Consider the following 22,305-nt stretch of genomic DNA (forward strand, 5'->3'; position numbering starts at 1 on the left):
GATGCGCGGGGCATTCCGCCGACACCAGCGAGAGGAGGAGGAAGAATCCGCGTTCGTGTCGATGACTGACATGACGGTAAGCTTTCTATTCATTGTCATGATCCTCTTGGCGTTTTTCGCCAGCCGGTTCAATCCGAAGGAGAGCGTGCCCAAGGTGCAGTATGATCATGTCGTCTGGGAGCGGGATAACTTGACCGCCGCGCTCGCTATTGCAAAAGCCGAGATAGCTTCGCTCCACGCCGAGATAAACCGCCTGCTGGCGAAGCTTAAGGAGAAGGACCCGCTCGAAGAATATCTGACCAAGACGGCAAACGAGCGCCGGCAAATCTTGGAGCGCTTGCGCGATCAGCTCAAGGTCGAATTTCCCGATCTCCAGGTCGTCGTGAGTGAAGAAAATGACGCTCTTCGTTTCCAGGGTGATGGCTTATTCCAAAGCTCCCAAAGCATTCTGCGCTCTGAGCGGAAAGCGATCGTCGAATCTATTGCTGAGAGGTTGGAGGCGATCCTGCCTTGCTACACGCTTGGTAGCAAATCGAGGTGGTCCAATGGCTGCAACAATGGAGCCGCCATCATCGAAGCGGTCCAGATTGAGGGGCATACGGACTCGACGGGCGATGATCTCAGCAACCTTCGTCTTTCGACGGAAAGGGCCATTTCCACCTTCCTCGCCATGACGGTGCGGGAGCCCGGGCTGGTCGCTCATTTGAACTTCAGGAGACAACCGGTTCTTTCAGTGTCCGGTTATGGGAAGATGCGGCCGGTTGCCGGCAACGATACGTCCGCGGGACGGGCAACGAACCGTCGCATCGATTTGCGCATTATCATGTACACGCCCAGCCGTTCCGAAGAGATCGATAACATCCGCAAGGCGTTGCGCTCCGGTCTGATCATCGAGGGGCGATGAGTCTCTTCGCAAAGTTGAACGAGCCTGTTCTTTATCAGCCGCCCAGCCTTCCTGCTCCAACCAGGTTGGCCGCAGCAGCGCAGCGCATCTTGTCGCGCTGGCCTGATGTCGTCGCCGATCCGCCCGAGCGCGATCGTGAACGTCTGATCATAGAGATGACCCGAAGGCTGGAGAGGAGGGATTGGACAGGCACCCGGATGTCGTTTGTAACTTCGGCAGCACGTGCTCTGTTCGATGCAGAGCGGCGATCTCGTCCCGTTCTCGAACCATTACGGCGGTTCTACTACGCAGAGATCGAGGCAAGCGACAGTCGGACGTTCCTTGCGGCAATGATGTCGATCTATCTCGGAAGCTATGAACCGGGCGCGACACACACAATTGCCTTGGCGCGGTCGCTCGCCAAGGTTCAGCTGCGGCTGGATGCGCGATCCCGGTTATTGATCGATGAGCTTCCCGAGGTGCTTGACCCACGAAAGGGCGCAGACGCAATCGGATCACTAATGGTCCAAATGGTTGATCCGTGGCAGGGCTTGCGAGACCTCCATCTTCTTAGTCCTCATGCACCCGGGATCATAGATTTCGCACATCTTGCCTTCGTTAAGCGTTTGGCTCCCAACCTCAACCAACCGACCGAGATTGACCGACTACTGCGCTGGTTGAAGCCCGACGGACACGAGCCGCGGGCCTCAGGCGCGGGGGAGGCGATCGAGGCACTTCTCGGGCCATGGCGGGATCAAGACCCGTCTCCACAGATGCAGCACGACCTCATCACCAGGATTGTTGGCTACTATGGCGATCCAAGAGTGAGGGGGCGTGCGGGCGCCTGGTCCTCAGTATCCGATGAACTTCTTGCTATCCTTCTGCGGTGGCTAACTGGCGCGAATATCAGGTTCTTCCTCGAGATCGTGTCAGCGGTCGAGGACAGTCACATGTGGGCTCCCCGCGAAAGATTCTGGCTTTCCTTGTACAACCAGAAGCGAATTGATGCCGCGTGGGTGGCGTTCAGCGACGCCGGTGCCGCCCTGGCGCGAAGAAAAGCGGGAAACAGGACGATACCATTTGGTCGCCAAATTGCGGGCGGCAGTCGTTCGGGCACGTGCCTCCTCATCCTCAAGATCGGAGCAAAAATCGTTGTTGAGGGATCGAGCAACTACAAGATCCACATCTTCGACGAGAGAAATTCGCGAGCTCCCAAGCTCTATCAACATTCTTATGACTGCGATGCCATTCGCAGAATAACCGGCGCCCAGGCCAAGATGCATCTCGGTCATTGGGAGGGATGGGTGCTTGAGAGGATTTAGACGCGATGGACCTGCAGTGTTCATATTCCGAAGCCCTCATCAGCCTCAAGGTGCCGCGCGGTAAGAGCGGGCTTTTAGGGCTTTTGATGTCGAACCGAACAAAGGACCTTAGCAAGCTTTCCATGGCGGACTCGGAGCTGCTCTGCGCGATCGGAGACCTGCGAGCCGCGAGTGAAGACGTCCCGGAGGACCTGGCAATTTCGGCAGACGAGATCCGGCTGTCGCATCGGCTTGCCGCGAGATTGGACAGCGAAACAGCGCGGGCGCTCGGGCTTCCCCCCGTTGTCGACCTGACGTTCCGCACGGACGCGGAAGGGGTCCTAGGCTCCAGATCTTTTAAACTTCGGTATGAGTGGGTCAAAAATGGGCAGCGGCAATACCCGCGTCGAGTGGGTGCCGTCCTTGAAACTGCGGACGGCCCGCGCCGTTTGCCGGAATTCTTGTTGGATGCTCTCGAGACTGCAGAACAGCTGAAGCCGGGAGCCGACGACGCCGAGCAATGGGAGGCTCTTGCCAAGTTCCGGCAGGCGCTTGAGCCCGGCGTCCATATGCGCTTGGGGGATACGGCCGCCCGCATCTCAATGACTGACTTCCTCTCTGGTCTTGAGGTTCGTCTCGCAGACAGGTTTTCGCTATCTCCCAACTCGCAGGGGACAGACTTCGAGGTGGTACCATTCTCTGCGGAGCGTCTCACAAGAGAGGGGCTAGCGGCGGACGACGGAAACGTCCGAGAGAGCCATGGGGAGCTAGAAGGTGCAGGTCTGAAAGTCTTCCAGCAACGTGTGCGGGATCGGGGTGCTTTATCGGCATACCGTATCGGGCCGGGCAATTACGTAGTGGTGGATCGCGCTGCGCTGCCTGCCTTGGAGGTCATGGCCTCGATGCAGCAAGCTTCAGCCGAAGAACGTGCCCAGTTCATCCAGAACCCGCGACCGAAAATCAGCCGGGCTATTGAAAACGCACTACGACGTCGAGGCCAATTGGCTGGATTAGATGAGGTAGGCGTGGAAGATGCGGTTGAGAGAGTCGCCGGCCCCGTGTTGATTGAGACGCAAGAGTTTTCGGGCCGCGTAATCGGAGTGAGGGCCTATCAGAAGCAGGAGACGGCGCCCGCAAGCAGCAGCTCAACGACCTGGCTGCCGGAGGATTTCGGCCAACGCTTCGCCGAGCTGCTGGTCAGCCAATCACGCGAAGAACTGCAATCACTCCGAGATCGGGTGTTGGGCGCAATTGAATCCGGCGAGCCTTCCATAGTGGTCGATAGTCTGGAAATTCCTGCTCGGCTTGAAACCCTCAAAACCATTGATACTAGGATTTCCGCCGGTGAAGACGCGTCCGGCGATCCCGAGAGGTTGGAGGAATCCCCGCGCCCTATCGTCCTTGAAACCGTGACGAATGAGGCGGAGCTCCGTTGGATAGCGAGTTTAAAGCCGCGAGATAAGGCCGCACCAACGGACCGTCCCGAGAGCATTCGGACGGAGCTCAAGCATCATCAAACGGAAAGCTTAGAATGGCAGATTGCAGCCTGGGGTGCGGGATTACCGGGAGTCCTCAATGCGGACGAGCAAGGGCTCGGCAAAACCCTGCAGACTATCGCCTTTCTTGCTTGGCTGCAGGTGCACATGGGCGGGAGAAGCGAAGATCGTGGTCCTCTTCTGGTCGTTGCACCGACTTCACTGTTGGTGAACTGGGAAGAAGAGGTGGACCGGCATCTGAAAGAGCCTGGGCTTGGTCACCTGATCAGGTTGTATGGGAGCGCGACGGCCACGCGCAAGCTGACCGGCAGACAGGGACGCGACATCGATGGCGGCGAGGCCAAGCTGGATCTCGAGTTCCTGCATGAAGCCATTCGAGAGAAGCGTGCGCACCGCTTCTGGGTCCTGACTACCTACACTACACTCGTGAACTACCAGCACTCCCTTGCCAGGGTGCCGTTTGCGACCGCAGTGTTTGATGAAATTCAAGCTCTCAAGAACCCCTTCAGCATGCGCGCGGAAGCGGCCCGGAGCGTAAAGGCGGATTTTCGTATTGGTTTGACAGGAACGCCGATCGAAAACAGCGCCACCGATCTGTGGGCCATCATGGATCAGATAGCGCCAGGCAGTCTGGAATCACTGGAGGCGTTTAAGCGTTGCTATGGCACTCCGACCCGGGAAAACATGGCGGACCTGCATCGGATCGTGTTCAAACCACGCGGTTCTGTTCCGCCGCTTGCTATCCGCAGGCTGAAATCGGCGGTGGAGAGTGATCTCCCCGAAAAATCCCGGCGCCTACACCCCAGACGGATGCCGCAGCGCCAACTACTGGCGTACGAAGATGCGAAACTCAAGTTGGCGCAACGCGGCGCCGGTGCCGCTCTAAAGATGCTTCATCACATCCGCACCGTTTCGGTGCATCCCCTGCTCGAAGAGGTGCTTCCGGACGCCGATTTCATTTCTGCGTCCGCTCGGCTCCAAGCTGCTTTCGAGGTGTTAAGGACCATCGCAAGCAGAGGAGAACGCGCACTTGTGTTTATCGAGCACCGCAGGATGCAATATCGCTTCATCGAACTGGTGAAGGCGGCGTTTGGTCTTGCGAGGGTCGAGCTAATCAATGGTGATACGCAGATCAACAAACGACAGGAGATCGTCAATCGATTCCAACAACAGCAAAATACCGAACGCTTCGATTTGCTTGTTCTTGGGCCCAAGGCAGCTGGGACCGGGCTAACCTTGACGGCGGCTACCCATGTTCTCCACTTGTCTCGCTGGTGGAATCCAGCCGTTGAGGAGCAGTGCAACGACCGAGTTCACCGCATAGGACAGACGAAGCCGGTCACGGTGCACATTCCCATGGCCGTGCACCCGGCGTATCGCGAACATTCATTCGATTGTCTGCTGCACAGCCTCATGCAGCGGAAGCGGAAGATGGCTGAGTCCGCACTGTGGCCAATGGGAGACACGGATGGCGATGCCGCCGAGCTTCAGCGTATGGTGGCCGAGGGAGCCGCTTCGAGCACCGGATCCGATGAACCCGTAATAGGTGCCATGGAGGCGATGTTCGCACGGGATGGATTGGCTATGCCTGCCTGGGCACCGGATGGCTCTCTCAATCTGTAACCGTGTCCGATTCAATGGACAGCTTGCTGAAGAGCAATAGTGCAGAGCCCTCAAGCCGCGCGCGCTGCTCGAAGGAGAAAGGTATGGTTCTAGCTCTAACGGTTCGACGAAATGATAGTGCGATAGGCACGCCAATTCTATTGTAGATCGTGATGTGTCGGCTATTCTACCTTGTTTCGCAGAGGTGGTGGTTTTCGAAATCTACTAATAATTTGAGATGCTTATGGCTTATGGCAGAAGCGCTGCTATGGCATCGATGGGGCGGTGGCCAAGCGGCTTGGGGTAAAAGCCATTAGCATCCGCTAGTCCTGGAACAGAATTCTAAGGTCGGATGGGAGGGGTGTTGAAAGGAGAATTTGGTGATTTGTCTTGTCTCGATGACTTGCGGCTCGCTGAAATATTCCAGCAAAAGCGGGACGATCCGCAGTTTCTCGAAGCGCTGAACGAGGTTCTGAAGCGAAGAGACGGTGACGAGGCTATCGATCTCCAGATTGAGGTAGTTAAGGCGCGCCGAGCGCTTTCGCGTCCAGCGTTGCAGACTCATCCAGTCGTTAGGCCCCGGCAGTCGGGTCCGGTTCGCGATTGGCTAAGCGCTTTTCTGACCACCAGGAGCTTAAGTGGTCCCGATGGACGGGCTCTATACCGCTATCGAATGACGGACGAAGAGTACGATCAGGCAAAGACGATCTTGCATCGATTGGCCGGATCGGGTCGTCTAGCAAATCCAGATCGTCGCGCAGGCGCGATCTTCGCATCCTTTTGCGCCGAATGGTTCAGGCGAGAGTCGAACTCGACGTTTCTGAGGTGGGACAACCTAGCCCCCGATCTTTTTCCTGCTGTGCCTTATTCTAGTAAACAGCAGCTGACGCTCTTCGGATTGGAATATTGGGACCGTGAGCTCCGCAGGAGCGCAAATGCCCGTGAATTCCTTCTGACTTTAGCGCTCGAGGGCGGCTTTCCAGTCCGAATTCTGGCCGAGGGCGCGCGCAGTTGGTTGAAGGATTATCTTTGCTCAATCATGCGCCGAGCGATCTCGTGGCGAGTCGAGTCAGGGGACGAGTTGCTTGCCATCGCAGAGGAAGAGCGTGGACGGATGCGCAAGAGCTACCAGCACGACGATTTTGTTGCGCTGTGCTCAGAACTGGTCGAGAGTCTACTTGATCTACGGCGAAAAGCGGAGGCTGAGAATACCGGTGGAGTCCGCAACTCGACTGTGCTGGATGCTAAACATCCAGGCTGGCGAGACGAACTACCAATCTACGTTCCGGCCGAGGACGCGGCCCTCGTCACAGAACTGCTAACCGGCCTTCTCGACGAGAAGATGACTGGCCTCTCGTCTGTGGGCGTGGAAGCTCGGCGATTTCTCGTGAAAAGAAGCGGCGAGTGGATCCCAGCCGTGCAGCTATTGGCTGACGGCGAGGTCCCAGCATCTAAACTACCGGGGCTGTCTGCTCAGGGGCGGGTCCGTGCTGTTCCGACTGGCGAGCTCGCTAATCACCTCACCGGCGATTTGGCGCTGCTCGAAGCGCCAGTGGGAGAGCAGCGGCACTGGCGCGTGCGGCCTTTTATGCGCATTGCGAAGCTATTAACTGAGTTTCGCTTTGCTTCGCCAGTCACGACAACGCTCACCTCGCTAGATGGCGTCCCCCTCCCTTGGACCTGGCCGCGCGGAGAAGCGTTGCGTTCGGACGTGCTCGTTTTCCAGCAAGATGAAGGCTCGACTCCAACGGAGCCCCTGCTTCGGTTCTTGCGGTCGGGGTCTGTGAGTTCTCCAGCAAAAACGCTCTATGCTCTTGTCCCGGACGATTGGATCGTGGAGCCTTCGACGGAAGATGCAATCGTCGAGGTCGAGAACCTCTCCGGTCTGGGCCGCAAGCTCGTACGTTTGGCGGGAGCTTCCTATTTTCGGAGCAGCGAGACTGATTCTGCTCGCTTCAGGGTCGAACCGGACGCCGAGGGGCGCGAGAGAGAGCTGGAGCTCGGGAGTGTGCTAGACGCAGGTTTCGTCCTCGCTGATGAGCAATGGGAGCTCGTTGGAGTGCCGATCCGACCGTCCATCCGTGAAACTGGAAAGCAGCAGTCGCGGATACCGGGTGTCAATGAGCTCTTCGTCCGGCGCCCGGGAGGAAGATGGACGCAGTTCTCCGGTCTTTTGGGAGGCGCCGGCCTGACGGAACTTTCCTGGCGCGACCCTGTAGGTGACGTCCAGCTGGAGCGGCGGTTGCTTGCGCTTGTGCCTAGCGGCGCACGTGTGTGCGGAACGATGCGGGATGCCCTCACCGGCGAAATCCGCCTGGAGGGGCTGCCCGGTTGGTCCGCCTCGGTTCGGGGAAGATCCTGCTCGGTTGATAAAGCGGACGGCTCTGTCCTATCGATTCGATTCACCGGCCGTCCGATCTATCGCCTTCCAATGACTCTGCACCCCCCGACGGGTCACTCCTTTGACGTAATTGTTCCCCTCGTCGGCCGAGACGCCGTGATTGCGCTTGCGGATGGTTCGATCCTCGCGCCTGGTGCTCAGCTCGATGTCGGCGCGCTGCGAGGTGCAGTGGCAGTATCGCCCCGCAGGACAGTCGCTCACCTCGCGGCAAAAGGCTCCAGGTCAGGTGGGTTAAAGGTCGTCGTTGACGGTGAGCTTCCACTCGGAATCTTGAGAAGCGCGATTGATGAGACACTGGCAACTCTGTCGGGCCAGGACGATCTTGTAGAGCTAGATTTCATCGGCGATACGCGGCGTCCGATCCGCATCAACCGCTATCGCTATGATCAGCTTACAGTTGAATTTGGCGCGGTAGCATGGAGCGCGCCTACGGACTCTTTCAGCGCTGCGCCGGTAGTGAGAATGATTTTGGATCCCCGGCACGAACACGCGCTGGAACCTAATGCAGAAGGGCGCTGGCAGATTCCTGAGCTTTGCAAAGGCCCTTGCCTCGTCTACTTGCGCGATGGGGTGGACGTTGTTTCGCGACCTGTTCCCGTTATGCTCCCGGGAGCGCCCATCGGATATGCCGGGGATCTGGTCTCAGCGCTTATCATTCCAGGCTATATGGCGCGCCTGCATGAAATCGAGAAAGCGTTTTCTCGGCTGGAAAGCGGAGAAGACCACACCGAGGACATAAGCTGGCTTCTGGATGCCGCAATAAACTTAAATGGTCTTCCAGCAACCGCTTTCGACGCTCTGAAGTTGCTGCCATCTAGTCCGCTAGCGTTACTTCGACTTCTGTTTAGTGCCCGCGACGCAGGTGAGCGTGGCGCCATCTGGTCGTTGCAAAACGAGTTGCCGTTCCTTTGGCTCGCACTCCCGCTGTCGGCCTGGGAGAACGCGCTGAAAATTGACTATGCGGTTGTTGCGAGTGCACTAAAGGCTTTCTTTGGAGAAGAGAAGGCCGCCGGCGAAGCGCTAGCCCGGCTCGTCAATCTGCGCGACGAGTTAGTCGCCCTGGAGCCGGCACTTGAAGCGATCTTCAATCTGGCTGGGCTTTCAGTTACGCAATTATCCACGATTCCTTCCCTTAGGGACCTGACGAGCGGCTATATTGCGAGCCAATATGATCGAGGCGGAGAAGCACCGAACGATCTTGAAGCCCGCCTGGCTTCGGCTGGGCTGAAACTTCCTTCCGAGATCGAGACAAAATCGCACAAGGACTTTGCCGGCCTTTTTGCACCCGTCCTGCTCGCAGCAAGTGCGCGGGAAAGGCTGGTGCTTGAACGCGATCAGGCGTTGCTCGCGCGTCGTGCGCTCCGCGAGGACCCGCTTTATGTGTCGGCATCCTGGTGCCATCTTCTGAAGTTTTATGCTTGAATCTAGGGATCAAATGAAATGACGCCGTTTGAGGTTCTAAGGGAAGTCAAACGTCGCGCGGCGGAGGCTGTCATTGCGCAGTCAGGATTATCTCATGAGGGGTTGCGCCGGCATCTGCGCGAGCTGCTAGGCGGGGACAGTCCCTTGGCCGGCGCGTTGTTGCAGGAGCCGGTGCTCGAAGGCGCCCATCCATTCGTCACCGCCGACGAAACGATGTCAGTTCTATCGGGATCGCTTCTGCATCCCGATCTGGTGGCAGCATTGGATGGTTTGGGCGACGACCATGACTATCGCTTTTCACGCAATCGCAAGCCATTCCGTCACCAGTTGGACGCCTGGCGGCTTCTTTCCGATCGGGAAAGGCAATCCGTTCTGGTGACATCGGGAACTGGTTCAGGAAAAACCGAGTGCTTTCTCTTTCCGATCTTAAGTGACCTGGCTGCGCAAGCGCATGGTCAACGCGAGACGCTCACGGGCGTGCAGGCCATTATGCTTTATCCGCTGAATGCACTGATCGAGAGCCAGCGCGAGCGCCTCTCGGCGTGGACTAAGCCATTCGGGGGAATGCTCCGGTATTGTCTCTATAACGGCGACCTTCCTCCTGCAGCTAGAGAATCCGAGCGCCGGCGTTACCCAGAACAGGTCATTGACCGGGAACAGCTGCGTGCGAATCCGCCGCCGTTGCTCGTCACCAACATCACCATGCTCGAATACATGCTGGTGCGTTCCGAGGATCAGCCAATCATCGACTCTTCAAAAGGGGGTCTAAGATGGATCGTACTAGACGAAGCCCATTCGCTAGTCGGCGCGGCTGCGGCCGAGATCGCATTGCTCCTGCGGCGCGTGCTGATCGCATTTTCGGTCAATCCGCAAGATGTACGTTTCGTTGCAACTTCGGCGACGATCGGATCAGGCGAAAGCGTACGTGAACAGCTCCAGCGCTTCTTGGCCGACGTCGCCGGCCTTCCGGATAGCCAGGTGCACGTGATCGAGGGTCGTCGTCGTATGCCCGAGCGCCCCCTCGGAAAGCCCGTGGAGCCCTCTGAGGACATTCGAAGCGCTGCCCCAGACAGGCTCTATGACGTTCTCGGAAGCGATCCGAAAATCTGGCGTCTCGTCGAGCGATTGTTCAACGGCAGCGTATCGCTTTCCGATTTCGACGACCATTCGAGTGCATATGGTGTCAGCGCATCAGAACTTATCTTCGCGATGTCGCGTGCGGCGAAGAAGACGGGCGAAGAGGCGGAGGAGCGCCTCGCGCCAATTCGGCTTCACGCATTCGAGCGAGCGGTTCCCGGCATGTGGAGCTGCATCAACGCAGAATGCGCAGCCAAGCCTTTGGAATGGCAGTTTGGACTTATTATCTCCGAACGTGCTGACCAGTGTCCTTGCTGTAAAGCACCAGTTCTGGAAATCGTAAGTTGCTCCGAATGTGGCGAAGCATATTTGGAAGGGGTCGAGAAGGGGCCCCGGCTGTCAGCGCCCCTGCGCAATCCGCCACGCGATGAATTCGCCTTTGACAACGGGCGCGAGAATGACGCTGGCTCGGAAGGAGCGGACGATGCCGAGGACGAGGTGACACAACAAGACGCGAGAATGGACTTCGTTCAAGATCGCCTTTTCGCGGCAAATCCGACCTCGGGAGCCCGTGGCTTTTGGCTCGACAGGAAAGCGGGATGGCGGGTTGTCGATGGGCCCGCCGAGGGCGGTGTCTCGTTGCTGTGCGAGGAGCACAACGGGCCACGCGCCTGCCCGCACTGCAGCCCGTTGGCCCGCAAGGGCTCCGAATTAATCCGGCCGCTCCGGTTTGGAGCGCCCTTTATGCTTGGCAATGCTGCACCAATCCTCCTCGAAGGTGTGGAACCCGCGAAAGCCGTGCGGGGTGAGAAGCTGCCATCGGGGGGGCGTCGGCTTCTTTCGTTTACTGACAGCCGCCAGGGCACTGCGCGCATGGCCGCTAAGCTGCAGATCGAATCAGAGCGCAACTTTGTACGTTCCTTCGTCTATCATCAAGTCCAGGCGTCAATGCGTCCTGCTCCGGGTTCAGCTGAAGAACTCGCAAAGACGAAAGCCGAGATCGATCAGTTAGAAATAGCCCTCGCCACAACTCGATTGTCGGCGCTGGAAGGTTTGCTCTCTAAGAAACGATCCGAGCTGGCAAATCTCACCTCGGGCAACACCGAGGGTATTGCGTGGGCCGAGCTAGTGAACCGGCTCGCAGAGCGGGTCGAGACCTCCGAGTGGATTAGAGGCGTTTGGCAAGCGCGCGATGAGCAGCTATTTGCGGACCCGCCCAAGACGGCTGAATTTCTACTGCTTCGGGAGTTTGCTCGCCGGCCGCGGCGTGCGAACTCGGTCGAAACACTTGGTATCGCTCGCTTGCGCAATCCGTCGATTGAACGGCTCACGGAAAATCAGCTTCCGAATGCTCTCCGGGCCCGGGGAAAGACTATCGAAGATTGGCAATCCTACCTCGATGCGGTGCTGACCTGGTTCGTGCGGGCAAATGGGGCTATATCTATTTCCCGGCAAATGCAGCATTGGGTGTCATCCAAGGCAAAATTGACCTCGTTGGTTGGTCCGGACGCGCAGACCAATGGTGACAAAAGGCTTCGCGCTTGGCCGAACGGTTATTTCCGTGCTCATCCGCGATCGCGAGCTGTAGCCTTCCTTATTCATGGCCTCGGACTCGACCTCGATGACGCCGCCGATAGGTCTGAACTCGATGAGTATTTACACGCAGCTTGGACGCTAGTTCAGCAGACCTTCTCTTCTGACCCGGAACGGCGTGTCTTTGATTTTTCCAAGACTTTCATTGCGCCTGTCATTGACGCCTTTTTCTGCCCAGTTACGCGACGGTTGCTTGATCGCGCACCATTCGGGCTCACGCCCTACGGGCTTGAGGAAACGACGGACGTGCGTCGGCGCGCCATTCCGGTCGCCATGCCGTCCCATCCATCTCCGATGCTGGGCCTCACAGCCACGGACGACGCGCGAAAGGCCACCGATAGATGGATTGGGTCGGAGGCCACCATCGCCACTTTAAGGGCCAAAGGGGCGTGGACTGATATCTCTGATCGTATCGCCCATTTCGTCCAGTATGCTCGTTCGGCTGAGCATTCAGCACAGCAAGACGGGACCCGGCTGCGGCGCTACGAACAGGAATTTAGAGCCGGTAAGATCAACGTCCTCAGCTGTTCTACCACCATGGAAATGGGCGTCGATATCGGATCGGTGTCGTCGGTGATGATGACGAACGTGCCGCCTTCGATCGCCAACTACCGGCAGCGGGTTGGCCGCGCAGGTCGACGAGGCCAAGCGGTGGCTCTAGCTTTTACATTCTGCAAGGACCGGCCGCTCGACCGCGAGGCATTCCGCGATCCGGAAGGGTTTCTCCTGCGTACACTCGCCGCACCAAAGGTTACGTTGAGTAGCCGACCGATCGTGCAGCGCCATGTCAACGCCTACCTGCTCGGCGCCTTTATGCGTGAATATGCCGGCAACGTGCTCAAGCTGCAGATAGGTGCCTTCTTTGGTTGCCCGGCCCAGCCAAGCGAGCCGCGCCCGCTTAAGGCGGATAGGCCGTTCCAAGTGTTTATCGATTGGCTTGAAAGACCTGCAACATCCGCCATCCACGCGAAAAGCCTTGCGATGCTGTCGCGTCGTTCAATTTTGGAAGGTGACCTGCGGTTGGCCGAGGATACGAGAGACGCGATTGTTGATCTCGCTAACGGGTTTGTCGCCGAATGGGAAGGGATGACGGCCCTTGCGAAGGATGAGGGACTACAGGAAGCGGGCAAGTCCAGAATGGCAGTCGAACTCAAGCGAATGTGCGGAGAGTTCTTGCTTGGTAGCCTTGCTGACCGTGGCTTCTTACCTGGTCATGGCTTTCCGACTGACGTTGTTTCGTTCATGCCGGGCAAGGAGTTTAAAACTCCGCAAGATGCGGCTCAAGACGGGGCCCGGCAATTTCGGACAGTCGGTCCTCAGCGGTCGCTCGATCTCGCTATCCGTGACTATGCCCCAGGATCCGAGATCGTTCTCGACGGCCTAGTACACAAGTCGGCTGGCGTGACGTTGAATTGGAAACGCCCGGCGAGCGAAGAGAATTTGGCCGAGATCCAAAGCTTACGCTACTTTTGGGAGTGCGCGGAATGTGGTGCGAGCGATACGAGACGCGGGGGAAGGCCCGAATACTGCAGTGTCTGTGGCGGCGAGCATCTAACCAGTATTGAGTTCCTCCGGCCGGCTGGCTTTTCCGTTGATCCGCGCGATCGCGCGCACGCTGATACCGAGATTCTTTCTTACATTCCACCGGAAGATCCAATCGTGTCCGTGCGTGAAGCGTCGTGGAGAAGCCTGGCAGCTCCCGAATTGGGGCGCTATCGCTGCAGTCGAGAGGGGCTCGTCTATTACTCCAACCGCGGCGGACCATCCGGGTTTGGCTATGCCATATGTCTCCAATGCGGCCGCACTGAGGCTGATACGGACAATCGGGGGCTAGTTGCGCCACCGGGGGCGCTGGTGGGTCACAAGCCGCTTCGTTATCGGAAAGGCAAAGATCTTTGTCCAGGTAACGACAAGCCGTTCAGTGTGAAGCGAAACATCTCACTCGGATTCGAGATAACAACCGACGTCTTCGAGCTTCAGTTGCAGCACAGGATCGCTCGCGCAGGTGCCCATGCGCTCGTTATCGCGCTGCGCGAGGCGCTCGCACAGGAACTCGGCATCGAGGCAGACGAAATGGGTTTTGGCGTCGGCCAAAGCCGCAATGCACTCGGTGCGCCTACCATTTCTCTTTTTTTGTTCGATCGAGCCGCGGGTGGCGCTGGCTTTGCTGTTTCGTTTGAGCATCTGATGCGGCCTGTTATCAAACGTGCTGAGCATGTTCTTGATTGCAAGACCCCCGGGTGTAAAAAGGGGTGCGCAGCGTGCGTGCTTACCTCGGACGCACCCGACGGAAAGGACGATCTCGATCGGACTGCCGCCCTCGAGTTCCTGCGGGAACATCTGGTCTTCCCCCAGGAAGTTGGCCGCGACGATTGCTTTACGGAGGGCGCAGAATTATCGCTTGTTCCGCTCGACGAGATAGACCGGGAGCTCCGCCGCGCTAACCGCTCAAGCCTGACCGTCTTTCTACCCGACCGTAGTGCGCCCGCGGCGCTGCATGACTGGCCTCTCGCTACGCAACTTCTGCACTGGACGATGCGCGGTCATAGGATGAAGTTAGCTATCTCGCCAAACCATATGGAAAAGCTAAGTCCAGCAGAGAAGCTTGTCATTCGCGATTTCGCTTTACAACACAACGCCACGCTTTTGGCGGGAGAAGTGCCAACCTTCGGAAATGGCGCAAGTGCGCTAGCGATGGTCGCGGCCGATAGCGACACTCGCCATGTGTGGACCTCGCGCGAGATCGAGCCGCGGTCTCCTGGGCCGGCGTGGGGACTACCGATCAGCCACCCCGTGGTTCGCGGAAGAACTTCGATCGTCCCTGAACTCACCGCCGTGGATCTCAATACGCTGCTCCCGCCTCCTGAGGCTCAACTTGTACAGATTGCCTCGGAGCTCGATTGCGACCTTGCCACTTTTGGCGCCCGCGCATCGACGGTCATTATTCAATTACTGACCCGGTGCGGAAGCTGGCCGAAGGCAGGGATTGTGCGAGCGTCATATCAGGACCCCTACGTTACCTCTCCTCTCGTGGCACGGCTCCTGATTGATACGATGAGCGAAATTTTCTTTAAGTCAGGAGTCAAAGGCGCCTCTTTGACCATTGAAACCCGTTCGCCCCGAAGCAGCGCACAGCGCGGCCAGCCCTGGCAGATCGGTCATGATTGGCGGGAAGGAGCTGAGCAGAAAGCGGTGATCGAATGGTTCGGGAAGCAAAAGGATATCAGCGTTTCCGTACTTCAGGGCGATGTCCCACACGGTCGCTATCTCACCATTAATTTCAAGGATGGTCGCCGTGCGACAATCGTGCTGGATCAGGGCTTCGGTGCGTGGGCGCCGCCTCCGAATGTGCGTGTCCGTTACGATTTTGAGGCCGATATCGTCGTTCAAGCAAAAAGATTGGCGACTATCAACGCAGTGATTCAACGCCGCGGCACGGGAAAAACGTATTTGGTTGCGACGTCGGCCTAGAGTGGATCGCGTGGATAGCGCACTCTTGTCTAACTTCTAAGTTGCGCTTGTTCGTTCGCGGGTGTCTTGCGCCGCAAGGCGACAAAGCGCTTGCGTCCATTGACGTGTCGAGACGTCAATTTGGAGCGCAATTATGAATGATACGCGGCTCTTGTCGCAAAATGCCTTCCCGATGTTGCGTCGGAGCAATCAAATCTTCCATAACATGGGATAGGCGAATCTCCAGGCCCGACTCAGGACGGGAGCTTCGCTTTCAGACAACTTCTCCACCCTGGGATGCACTCCTTAGAAAATCCCGCAATGCATCCATGGGCGCTTGCACAGAGAGCCGACAGAAAAGGGTCTCGCTCGTGCTCATGGAGCCGTTTTCAAAGAACTTGTTGCTCGGCGATCCTCCACCACAGACGTTGAAATACCCGCAATTTCGGCTGCACTGGGAAACGCCGCGTTCGATTTCCTCACCGACCTGCTTGCACAAGACATTTGTAAACAGCTCATCGGCGCCGTGGTGGAGGACATTTCCGAAGTTAAACGCTCGCATTCCCAGAAATTCGGGCGAAAAGCTACTTGTGTCCCCATTCGCAGCGACAGCAACAACATCCCAGGGCCTAGTCTGTTCATTATACGCTGGATTACCAGACGCCAACACACCGGCCACACGCTCAACTTCTCGAATTCTCAGCGGATATCCGTCAGCGAAAGCGAGCTTCATCAGCGTTAGCAAAAAGAGTGTCAGCTCGGCTCTGTAGTCCGCATCACTGAATGAACTCGAGGGGTTGGCGAGCGTTATCTCGTCAATTGAGAAGCTGACGTCGTATATCTGATGCTCGCGATAGAATTGGTAGAATTCTTCAGCTGCGGAAAGATGGGTTGGATGAAGTACGGAAAGGACATTAGGCTCAAGGCCTGCTGCTTGAAGCTTACGAAGATTACGGATCACTAGTGACGAGGTTGGTCTGCCCTGCCGTGTCACCCGTCTAGCGTCGTGAAACCGTGGAGGACCATCGATTGAAACGCCGATCCGAATTCCGGTCTGGGAAAGAAAGTCAATCCACTCGTCAGAAACAGAAATCCCATTAGTCTGAATCCGATAAATTGCTCCGGCCGGCGTGCCAGGCTTCAAGAGTTCGAACGCGTCTCGATACCATGAAAGCGGTGCTGCCATTGGCTCGCCCGCGTGCCAAACAATGATCGGCTCTGCATTGGGGCTGATTTTGACAAATAGCTTTTGTTTGATCGCATCCAGGACTTCCAATGACATCAAGTGCCGCTCGTCCCGGTGTGGAAGGTAGCAATAGGTGCAGTTGATATTGCAGTATGGTGTGGGTTGCAGAATGATCAGCCTTGGACGCCACATTCTTCTAACATCGTCGCCAGTACCCATTGATGCATCCTTGTGCCACCTTCAGGTTGTTCGCTGTGTGCGCCGAATTTGCGAGTTTGGATAGATCTTGCTGGTACTGTGCAAGAAACGAGTGTCCCAACGCGGCGATATCTCGTTGGTCCTCAACAATGATCCCATGAGCCGAGGCCGAAGCTGCTAAGAGGAAGGCTATAGGAATACGTGACGTCAGGTCTGACATGAGCTTCTCGCGAACGCGTTGATTGTCTCGATTACACTTTTACAGATTCAGAAGTTCAGCTGCTCTTCGGATTCCAGCTGATGCCTCCGTTTCAGATTTTGTTGTAGACATAGCCAAAAAATTGTCGCCCCGCGTCTTTTCAGCTAGGAGCGCTTGCTTCCATTCAATGAAAAGTTCTTCCGCCTGTTGCGGGATCAAGTCTGGGCTAGTCATCATTTGTTGCCACACTTCTGAAAAAGTGGCTTTTGCCGCCGCCCAACTTTCCTTGCCTCCTCGAAATGCGTCGCGTTTCGCACGTTCGTACATGCCGAAAAACGGCAACGTACTAACGTCTGTCCGTCGGGCATGTGTAGATAGATTGTATAGAATGTAGTCGCTTTCGGAGTACGGCCGCGGTACCGCCCCATCTCCGATGCGGAGCCGACCGGAATCGACGCTCAAGTCGTCAGTGGTCGATTTGGATGGCACGAGCGCGGCATAAAACGATTTCATGCCCCCTGGTCCCACAGGAGACATCGTAAAGCGATGACCCATAACTGGCTCCGTATCTCCGAGGCCCAGAAGACTCTCAACTCCGTCCAACAGTGCTCCGCTAATTTTGGACAACATACCAAGGTCGGCCGCGGGCCCGATTGCCTTCGAGACGCCTTCGACGACGTTCAGCAGATCTCGAGCGTAGTTCGTATGCCTTACCCGGTACAAGACAAGGCTAATGGTGATGTTTCCCCCGCGGTATGGAAGCGGACCAGCGATATCGATATCGTTTAGAAGCAGACTTTGTGGTAACTCAACCGTGGGGCGCGATAGTAGACTGGGGCCTACTACCGACGGGACAGTGATAGGTTCATTCCCTTGGATGTAGCTGATAGCTGACACGACCATCGGCTGGTACTCTACGAAGGCACGTCTTGCGTCGGCTAGAAAAAGCTCATTGATGGTCAGTCGCAGATAGCATTCGTCCTTGGCTATTGTGACGCCGGTGCAACCATCGGGCTTGCAGCGCTCGGGCTTAATAACGACCGACTTGGGTTGAAGTGTCGGACCGCTGGCAAGCGTTCCGACAAAGGTCGTAATGCGATCAAGAAAGCTCGCCATTAGTTTGCCCCGTCACAGGGTTGCGGTGCATTTGGATCACCAAACCAGGTAATTCGTTCTGCAGAACGCATTTGATTAGTGCCGTCTTGTAGCTTGGCAACACGGCATGCTTCATGGATCAGGTTGAGTGGGGCGGTGATCTTGGACAGCGCCGCTTGCCTGGCGTCAAGGTCGAGATCGAATTGCCGAACCTGAACGAGCGCGTTGAACGTGGCCTGCTGCATCATGAGGGCCCGGGTACCATCGGGACTGAAACTCAGCGAGCCGAGAACATAGTTTTGATCAAGCCCGGTTAGGAGCGGGCTACTAGCGAGCAATTTTGGGTTCTCGTCCCCATCCAGGTCCACGACCGACAAGCCTCCCGGAGACGACCAGCCGAGCCGCCAGTCCGTAGACTGCTTACCTTTTGGCGTCGCGGCGAACATTGGTTGGACCTGCTGGGCGCTCGGTACGGTGATGACCGCTGCCTCTCCAAGTGCAGCGAGCGACCTTGACGTGTTCTTCGCTCGGTCTGCCGAAATGACATGAACCGTCGACTCGTCCCGCGCGACGACTGCCTTGCAATGCCGCGCTATGGTGACGGCGGACACCGCCGGCACATGATCGAACTTAAATGGAGCATCGAGTGCGCTGCCAAATTGACCAAAGTAAAGCGAGTATCCATCCGCAAGGCGGCCCACGAAAGCATATAAATTGCAATCCTCGGCGAGAGCTGGCTGTCTGAACGCCTGCTGCTCGCGAGGACGCCATTCGAGCGGTTCTGCCTCTGTATTCTTCCAAGTCATTCCGCCTTCGGCCGGAAGCTGTACAACGTCTACACCCGAAATCGCATTCTGAGCAAAGTGCATGAGGATGAATCGAATGCGACCACCAAGTATTTCTGCTCTGGGGACAAAAACATCCTTGGGCGGGGGAGGGAGCTGATAATCGGGGCTAACAAGCTTCGATCCCACTCGTCCGATTGATAGCGTCCCGGTATCTACATGCGCGGCGACCAGTTGATCGCCACTGTCATCTGACGATATCAATCCGATTGACGGTGGAACATTGCCTTGCGCGGTTGCTGCCAGTTCTGATGGAGAGCTGTCCTCGTTCCGCGTCAGATCTCGAACGACGAGCTTTCCTCTCCGCAAGCTGACAAATTTAGTTCCGTCCGAGTTCCACGACGCGGCTTCAAATGTGCCTCCAAACGCGGGAGATCGAAGCAACACCTTGCGAAGCGCTTCCTTGGTAGGCTCTACATCTACGAACCAAGAATTAGGCCATTCGCTCCCATTTCGGATTGCCGAAGCGAGAAGGATCAAACGAAGTCTAAAGTCACTGGTCTGCTCGAGCCGAGCGTAACTGGTAATAATCTTCGTTCTCTCTCTCAGAGGCGAGATCACGGTCGATACGAACAGCAGGCAGCTGGCGAGCAGCACGAGGGCAAAGATTGAGCAAACTGCAAGAGCAATGTGTCTCTTGTGACGCTCCTCTCGTATCGCTTGTGATGCTCGTTCTCGCTCCTTGTTTAAGCGGAGCTGCGCCTGCGTTTCCGCAACCACTCGCTCCTCTCGCTCCTTTGCAAGCAAGGCTTGCGACTTGGCATCGGCGAGCGTTCGCTCTTGCCTTTCTTGAATGATTTGAGCTTCAGCCTCAGATCGCACCCTTGCCTCGGTGCTGCGACGCAGCAACGAGGGGCCCAAGCTGTCATGCCCGAGGCTGAAAGCCACGCTTCCGTGCTCTCCACCTACGAGTCGCAATAGTCGACGGCTGGACTGCACCATTTGGTGGAACATCGCTAAGGCGTCGGTTTCTTTGATGCCACGTCTCGTCGCTGCCGAGACAAGATCCTTTTCATCAGCGATCAGAGTCTGCACCGTGCCGCCGTCGGTTCGACCTACCACGTGCGACAAGACCATCGCCCATATGTCTACATCGCGATCTGTCAATGGTACGAGGCCGACCGTCGTAGCCGCCTCACGAAGGCTGCGAACTAAGTAGGCGTCTAGTGCTCCGTCCGCGCGACCAAACCGAATGTAATCGTCGACCAAGATCGTGCTTCTCTTCTCCCGAAGAACAATCCGTTCATACAGCTGTTTGCAAACGATCTGCATCGCGGGAAGCGAACTCGCTTCGCCCGAATGCAAAGCAAGATCTCGCGCAATCATCTCCGGCAAGGCGTCCTCGTACGCAAATCCATAGATTGAATGTGGCGGCGAGCCTTGTGCTCGATCGGCGATTGCGCTCGTCGGTGTCCTTATCGCGGCGGCAATCTCTTCTTCTCGAAGTACACGAAGAAGATAATCCATCAATCCGGCCCAGGCGTCCGCTGGCGGGGTAAGCTTGTTCGTTGGTCGTATGGTCAAGTAGGAGCAAAGACGGCCGTAGTATTCGGTCCGCAGCGCGACGATCACCCGTAGATCCATTCTTCGAAAACAAATTTGCTCAAGCAATTCGAAGAAAGCCTCGCGCGTATTCGAGATCCCTGGCTCGCTCGGGAGCGTCAGTAGCTCCTCAGCTTGATCGATGAACAGGATGAATAGATCTCTCTGCGGAGGCTGAGTGAGTAGTTTCAGCACGCGAATTATGGAAGGAATGGCATCCATGCGATCTGTGGCAATTGGATTGCTCAGCTCGGCTCCTACTGCGGCAGATATGTTCTCTGGAAGCAGGCCTTCATTTGCAGCCGAACTAAGCGTTTCATAAATGCGCGCGACAGGATCGCTAGTGGCGCGAATCAAGATAGGATCATTCGACTGTGCGTTCGAGAGATGAAAAAAGTTGCGTCCATAGTCAGTTAGCATTCTTTGCAGCCGAGGAATGAGGCCGGCGCGGATAAATGATGATTTACCCGCGCCCGTGCACCCGTGCAGGAGTAAGACCCTAACATCGACATGCGTCAGTAGCGCGGTAACTTCCTCAATTTCATCATCGCGCTGGCCGAAGAGCGGAGTATCCGCAAAAGTAAAATAGTTCAGCCCTTTATAGGGCTCGATCGGCCACTTTGATGTTGCTTCGGCTTTGAGGACACTCAATTGTCTCTCCCTACCGGCGTTTTCGGCAACAAGCGGAATTGGCGATCTGCGTAACAGGCGTAGAGCATGTTTTGTGGAAACAGATCGTCGCGCTCTAACAGTTCGTCGAAAGCCTCTCCGACCGATTTGCCTTCCTTGCACACGCGCCAGAGAAACTCCGTTCCGTAAACGCAGGCAAATGTATTTGGGACCTGAGCTTCCGTTCCAATAAAGCCATACCAACCCGGCTGACGTGTTTCCTGCATGAAGTTAGCGGATATCGGCCCCGCGGATGATGACGAGGCCGGAGCGGCCGTTTGGCAACCGTTCAGCACAAAAATGGATGCGGAGCCGCGTGATCGCTTTCGGAATCTGCGTAGATCGGCCGCTAGAAGGTTGTAGCGGGCGTCGTCGCCGATCACATCGTTCAAATCAATTCGCTGCCCATCCGAGTGTCCGTAGAGATAGACTATCGTGTCATAGTCATCCTTGAACATACTCCAGGCGGCTTCGAATTCGTCCCAATCCATTGCCGCCTTTGGTTCGCCATCCAGCAGCGTGTCCAACCGGATTAGACTGTCCTTGCCGAGCGGGGATAGCGCAAGGGAATTCCTGGCTTGAGTAAACATGTTCTCATGAAGGGCGAGAATTCGCCTGCCGTCAGCCTTCCGTTGACGGGGCAGGCTTGAGCTCCCCCCAAAAGCGACGCTGATATTGAAGTGAGCAACCCAGAAGCCGGTCATATCCTTGATCGAGAGGCTCGGGATTCGAGGCAATGTGTCGACAACACCGGAGAAAACAAATGCCCAAGGAATGGACAACCGAGCGGTGTTCAGGACGATCTTCAGGTCGGACTTCTCGGTGTTTGAGAGAGCGGCCGATTGCTCCAGGCGATGTTGAACGTCTGATACCTCGCCCGTAGAGGGATCGGGTTCAGGCATCAAGCGCTGAAATAGAGTTTGTCCTCGACGAGCGAGTTGCTGGAGTAGATCGAGAAAGTCTTCCGGCCCGGGGCGCTCAGGCAAGAATGCGATGCGAAGCAAGTGTATGCGAACGGCTTGCGCGGCCTGCTGAAGCAAGCCTGCATCTACCGAATAAGCAGGAGGCGTCCAAACGTCTTCCGCGTCTGGAATGCTCCACGTTAAATTGAACTTGTCCACACCATTATCGGCGACGTGCAAAATTAGTGAGGCCATCGCGAAAGATCCCCGCGTGCCACATGAAAATGCATAAGGTAACAGTAAAGCAATGCCACCACAGGTGGAGTGGTTGAGTCAAGGGGGTCTTACTGCCATTGCACGAATACAATCGTCCGGCGGGCCAGTCCTGGTCGAGTGCGTGTGGAAGGGTAGCAACGAGCGGCCACCCTCGGCCGCCAAATCGCG

At 56.8% G+C, this 22,305-nt stretch carries 9 protein-coding genes; 5 read left to right on the plus strand and 4 right to left on the minus strand.

The features are described 5' to 3' along the window. Window position 1 precedes the first annotated feature (1 nt). The 5 genes from XH93_RS05135 (at window position 2) to XH93_RS05155 (ending at window position 15,246) form a co-directional block, all read left to right on the plus strand. A complete protein-coding gene (locus XH93_RS05135; protein WP_194472681.1) occupies window positions 2-904 on the plus strand; it encodes an OmpA family protein in 903 nt (300 codons plus the stop codon). Continuing rightward, complete coding sequence (locus XH93_RS05140) at window positions 901-2,205, plus strand: EH signature domain-containing protein (RefSeq protein WP_194472682.1); 1,305 nt, start codon at window positions 901-903, stop codon at window positions 2,203-2,205. The genes XH93_RS05135 and XH93_RS05140 overlap by 4 nt, the downstream gene beginning before the upstream one ends. 5 nt (window positions 2,206-2,210) lie before the next feature. Continuing rightward, complete coding sequence (locus tag XH93_RS05145) at window positions 2,211-5,303, plus strand: DEAD/DEAH box helicase (protein ID WP_194472683.1); 3,093 nt, start codon at window positions 2,211-2,213, stop codon at window positions 5,301-5,303. Between the two features lie 343 nt (window positions 5,304-5,646). Then, complete coding sequence (locus XH93_RS05150) at window positions 5,647-9,105, plus strand: STY4851/ECs_5259 family protein (protein WP_194472684.1); 3,459 nt, start codon at window positions 5,647-5,649, stop codon at window positions 9,103-9,105. A gap of 18 nt (window positions 9,106-9,123) precedes the next feature. Continuing rightward, entirely contained in the window at window positions 9,124-15,246 is a 6,123-nt protein-coding gene (locus XH93_RS05155; protein WP_194472685.1) for a DEAD/DEAH box helicase, read from the plus strand. 253 nt (window positions 15,247-15,499) lie between these two features. Here XH93_RS05155 and XH93_RS05160 read toward each other — a convergent pair whose 3' ends face one another. From XH93_RS05160 to XH93_RS05175, 4 genes are all read right to left on the minus strand, one after another. Then, window positions 15,500-16,630 (minus strand): radical SAM protein, encoded by a 1,131-nt coding sequence (locus tag XH93_RS05160; protein WP_194472686.1) that lies wholly within the window; start codon window positions 16,628-16,630, stop codon window positions 15,500-15,502. Between the two features lie 238 nt (window positions 16,631-16,868). Then, window positions 16,869-17,924: a hypothetical protein gene (locus XH93_RS05165; RefSeq protein ID WP_194472687.1), complete on the minus strand. Its 1,056-nt coding sequence runs from the start codon at window positions 17,922-17,924 to the stop codon at window positions 16,869-16,871. Continuing rightward, window positions 17,924-20,941 carry a hypothetical protein gene (locus XH93_RS05170; protein ID WP_194472688.1) on the minus strand — a complete coding sequence of 1,006 codons (3,018 nt, stop codon included), beginning with the start codon at window positions 20,939-20,941 and terminating at the stop codon, window positions 17,924-17,926. Before XH93_RS05170 ends, XH93_RS05165 begins: the two co-directional genes overlap by 1 nt. Further along, window positions 20,938-22,116: a hypothetical protein gene (locus tag XH93_RS05175; protein ID WP_194472689.1), complete on the minus strand. Its 1,179-nt coding sequence runs from the start codon at window positions 22,114-22,116 to the stop codon at window positions 20,938-20,940. Before XH93_RS05175 ends, XH93_RS05170 begins: the two co-directional genes overlap by 4 nt. Window positions 22,117-22,305 lie beyond the last annotated feature (189 nt).

Origin of the sequence: Bradyrhizobium sp. CCBAU 51753, from assembly GCF_015291565.1 — a bacterium.
Lineage (GTDB): Bacteria > Pseudomonadota > Alphaproteobacteria > Rhizobiales > Xanthobacteraceae > Bradyrhizobium > Bradyrhizobium ivorense.